Annotated in this window: 4 protein-coding genes; 1 reads left to right on the forward strand and 3 read right to left on the reverse strand. The window is 61.5% G+C overall.

What is annotated here, in order from left to right; all coding sequences use genetic code 11:
- Positions 1–121: 121 nt before the first annotated feature.
- Positions 122–946 (reverse strand): 1,4-dihydroxy-2-naphthoyl-CoA synthase, encoded by an 825-nt coding sequence (gene menB / locus NW820_RS06065; RefSeq protein WP_011432215.1) that lies wholly within the window; start codon positions 944–946, stop codon positions 122–124.
- A 117-nt stretch (positions 947–1,063) separates the two neighbouring features.
- The gene (gene cobA / locus NW820_RS06070) at positions 1,064–2,566 is read right to left on the reverse strand and encodes a uroporphyrinogen-III C-methyltransferase (RefSeq protein ID WP_414406977.1); all 1,503 of its coding nucleotides are present in this window, start codon (positions 2,564–2,566) and stop codon (positions 1,064–1,066) included.
- Between the two features lie 175 nt (positions 2,567–2,741).
- Between cobA and NW820_RS06075 the strand changes: the two genes are divergently transcribed.
- A complete protein-coding gene (locus NW820_RS06075; RefSeq protein WP_414344061.1) occupies positions 2,742–3,752 on the forward strand; it encodes an ABC transporter substrate-binding protein in 1,011 nt (336 codons plus the stop codon).
- Here NW820_RS06075 and NW820_RS06080 read toward each other — a convergent pair.
- Positions 3,749–4,259 (reverse strand): phycobilisome rod-core linker polypeptide (locus tag NW820_RS06080; protein WP_414406978.1); only part of this gene is annotated, 511 nt, incomplete at its 5' end. The genes NW820_RS06075 and NW820_RS06080 overlap by 4 nt on opposite strands.

The raw sequence follows: 4,259 nt of genomic DNA on the forward strand, positions 1-4,259 counted from the left end.
CCTGGCGGAATATCGACAGCGGTATTTCCGTCAGGTGGTGCTGCTGCTTGAGTTTGAGGTAAAGCCCAGCCCTACAGGTCGCTTCCCTTCGGGGAAGTGGAATTTAATGAAAACAAACAAACTATGGCAGCCAGGGAAACTGGCGAAAGTTAGGTGGGCGCTTTTCCAAAAAGGCGCGTTTGCCCTCAGCAGCTTCTTCGGTCATGTAGAACAGCAACGTCGCATCTCCGGCCAGCTCCTGCAGCCCCACCTGCCCATCGCAGTCGGCGTTGAAGGCGGCTTTGAGGCAGCGGATGGCTAAGGGGCTGTGCTGGAGAATTTCTTGCGCCCAGCGGATCCCTTCAGCTTCTAGCTCTTCCACTGGCACCACGGCATTGACCAGACCCATCTCTAGGGCTTGGGCTGCGGTGTATTGGCGGCAGAGGAACCAAATCTCGCGGGCTTTTTTTTGCCCCACCACTCGCGCCAGGTAGGCGGCCCCAAAGCCCCCATCGAAGCTGCCCACCCTAGGGCCGGTTTGCCCAAAGATGGCATTATCGGCGGCAATGGTCAGGTCGCAGATGAGATGCAAAACATGGCCACCCCCAATGGCGTAGCCTGCCACTAGGGCAATCACCACCTTGGGCAAAGAGCGGATGATGCGCTGCAGATCCAGCACATTGAGACGAGGGATCCCGGCCTCATCCAGGTAACCGGCCTCGCCCCGTACGCTTTGATCCCCGCCGGCGCAGAAGGCATACTTCCCATCGGTATGGGGCCCGGCGCCTGTTAAGAGCACTACTCCAATCCTGGGATCCTCTCGCACATCGGCAAACGCATCAATCAGCTCGGCAATGGTCTTGGGGCGGAAGGCGTTGCGCTTGTGGGGACGGTTGATGGTGATCTTGGCAATGCCATCCGTTTTTTCGTAAAGAATGTCTTCGTAGAGCTTGGCCGTCTGCCACATGGTGTCTGGGTGTATCTATTGGGATACCGGGCCAGGAGAGTTCCGTTTGGCTGATGGGGGCTCACTATGAGGAGCACCTGGGTACTCTGCACCGCTACCGCGAACGGCCTGAAAAGGCTAGGTAGAACGGTTGGTCGCTTGGATGAGGGCTTCCACCAATCCTTCCAAAGTATACTCCTGGGCTGCGATGTCCACTCGACCAAATGCAGCCTTGCAGGTTGCGGCCGTCTTGGGGCCAATGGCGGCAATCTGCACGGGTGGATCCCAGATCTCAGGGCCTAGCCCTGCCTGCTGGATCAAGTGGGCAAAATGCTGTACTGTCTTGGAGCTGGCAAAGGTGAGGATGTCCACCTGGTGGGCTTTAAGAGCTTCCAGGACCTGGGGATCCGCTGCTGCTGGACAGGCGGACTGATAGGCGGCCACCTCCACCACCTCTGCTCCTCGCTGCCGCAACCCCTGTACCAGCTCCTCCCGCCCTCCTGACTCAACGCGGGGAAAGAGGATGCGCTGCCCCTGCACTGGCTGCGGCCAAATGGGTAGCAGGGCTTCGGCCACAAACTCGGAGGGCATCAGATCCGGGCGAATGCCGTACTGGGCCAGCACGGAAGCGGTTTTGGATCCCACCACCGCCACTTGCAGGGAGTGGAGTGCTCGGCTATCTCGCCCCTGCCGCTGCAACCGCTCAAAGAAAGCCTGCACCCCGTTGGCCGAAGTCAGCAACAGCCAGTTGAATTGGCCCAGGCGGGCAATGGCTGTATCCAAGGGATCCCAGCTCGTGGGCGGCTGGATCACCAGGGTGGGCATTTCCAGCACCCGCGCCCCCTGGGCCTGCAGCAACTCACAAAAAGCTGGCGATTGCCCCTCAGAACGGGTAACCAGCACCGTCTTGCCTGCCAAAGGAGCCGGTGGCGGCAAGGGTGGGATCCCCGGCAAAAAGTCCTGCCGCAGCCGCACCACCTCCCCAACCACCAGTAGGCCCGGCAACTTTGCCTGACTCTCCCCCTGCTGCAGCTCGGCCAAGGTGCCCACCCACACCTGCTGCTCTGCTTGCCCCGCTCCCCAGATCACAGCCACCGGTCGGTCTGCCGGGATCCCAGACTCCACCAGCCGTGCGCCAATGTGCTGTCGCTGCCGGGATCCCATCAAAATCACCAAAGTATCCAACTGGGCCAGGGCGCCCCAGGGCAAGGCCTCTAGATCGTGGGCAGTCAGCACGGCAAAAACGCGGCTTAAGTGCTTATCGGTCAGGGGGATCCCTGCCCAGAGGGGGCCAGCCAGGGCCGACGACAACCCCGGCCAAATCTCAAAGGGACAGCCCGCCTCCCTAAGGGCTTGGATCTCCTCGCGAGCGCGGCCAAAGATCAAGGGATCCCCTGACTTGAGGTGAACCACCTGTTTGCCTTCTCGGCAGCGCTGGATGAGCCAGTGGATGCCCTCCTGGAGGCTTCCTGGCCCAGAGCGTCGCCACACCTGCGCCTGCGGCGGCAACTCTGCCAACAAGCGCTCATCCACCAGCTCGTCGATCCAGATAGCCTCAGCCTGCCGTAGGATCTCCAGTGCTCCCTGCGTCAGGCCCGCCCGCCCGCCCAGCCCTGCCCCCACTAGATACACCTTGCCCATGCCCTACCCCTTGGAATGTCGATCTTGCCCCTTGTAAGAAGGGGATCCCGCTTGCTTTGCAAATATAAATCGAAGACGCCTCCCAACAGCTCCTCTTCCAAGGGGTGGCCAGCCTGAGGAAAAACTGGTCTACTTGCGAGATACTGAAAGCGTGGCCGCCTGAGGATCCCTGCCTATGTCCGGTGTAACTCCAGAGCCTTGGCCGCGGCGGCGTTTTTTGGCCAGTGGAGCTGCTCTGCTAGCAGTAGGAGCGGGCTCCCGCCCCTCTTCGGCCAGATCCCGGCCCTTGCGACTGGTCACCAACTGGTACGCCCAGGCCGAACACGGCGGCTTTTACCAAGCCCTGGCCACCGGCATCTACGCCGACTACGGTCTGCAGGTGGAAATCCGCATGGGGGGAACGGCGGTTAACGTGCTGCAACTGCTAGCCGGGGGAGCGGCAGATTTTGTGCTCGGCGGCAGCCCCGACGCTCTGGCGGCTCTGCAAGCTGGGATCCCTGTTCTCACCGTGGCCGCCTTTTTCCAGAAGGATCCCCAGTGTCTCTTGGCCCATCCAGGGGTGGGCATCGAGCGCCTGGAAGACCTGCGGGGCAAGCCCATCTGGGTGTCACCGGGGGCCAACCTCACCTACTGGCCTTTTTTGCGGGCCAAATTTGGCTTTACCGACGAGCAGAAGCGCCCCTACAACCTCAGCCTCACGCCCTTCTTGCTGGACAAGTCTTCTGCCCAGCAGGGCTATGTGACCTCCGAGCCCTTCCGCGTGCGCCAGGAGGGGGGCTTTGATCCCGTCGTTTTTCTGCTGGCCGACTACGGCTATTCCCCCTACGCCACCACCCTGGAGACCACCCGCCCCTTTGCCGAACAGCACCCGGAGCAGGTACGAAAATTTGTAGCTGCCTCCATCCAGGGCTGGCAGAGCTACCTAGAGGATCCCCGCCCCGGCAATCGCCTCATCCGCCAAGACAACCCCAACATGAGCGAGGCCCTCCTGGCCTACGCCCACCAAGCCCTAAAAGACTACGGCCTTCTCACCAGTGGAGATGCCGCCACGCTGGGGATCGGCGCCATGACCCACCAGCGCTGGCAAACCTACTTTCAGGAGATGGTGGCCCTGGGGATCGGCGCAGCGGGTCTGGAGGTTCGCCAAGCCTATACCCTCGACTTCCTCCCCGGCCCCACTGCCTAAGGGATCCCCACTTCCATCGCCGCCAAACTGTGCAAAAGCGGGGATCCCTGCATCCCCAGCTCATGGCGCCGGTGCATTTGGTTTGTCAGCAAGTAGGCCAAAGGTGGGTGGCCGCTCAGCCGTTGGCGGGGGTGGGGCAGATGGTCGTTGCCGAACTGGTGGCGGTACTCCTCCGAGTCGATAAAGGCATTGACCATGGCCTGCAAGCCCTGGTGCACCAAAATGTCGTGGTAGGCGGCCACCTCCTCCTTGCTGGCCGGGGCCCGTCCCAAAAAGTGCTTGAAGCCCTGCTCTACACAGCGGGTGTTGCAGCCGGCACTGAAAAAGAGTTGCCGGTAGAGCCGGGATCCCCCAATCTGGCGAACCAAGCGCTTAATCCCGATCCGCCCCCGCAAGAAGTCCTGCTCGATTTTCTCCAGCTCTCCTGTTTTCTCGTGCTGGTAGGGCTGGCGTTCCAAAAGCTGTTGGTAGGCAGCCCGCAACAGGTTTTGCAACGTTTGCGGATCC

This window comes from Synechococcus sp. R55.7, from assembly GCF_047461955.1.
Classification (GTDB): Bacteria; Cyanobacteriota; Cyanobacteriia; order Thermostichales; family Thermostichaceae; genus Thermostichus.

What these genes read in the sequence shown, in the direction of transcription:
- menB (WP_011432215.1), bottom strand. Translation starts at nt 946, where the DNA reads ATGTGGCAGACGGCCAAGCTCTACGAAGACATTCTTTACGAAAAAACG.
- cobA (WP_414406977.1), bottom strand. Translation starts at nt 2,566, where the DNA reads ATGGGCAAGGTGTATCTAGTGGGGGCAGGGCTGGGCGGGCGGGCGGGC.
- NW820_RS06075 (WP_414344061.1), top strand. Translation starts at nt 2,742, where the DNA reads ATGTCCGGTGTAACTCCAGAGCCTTGGCCGCGGCGGCGTTTTTTGGCC.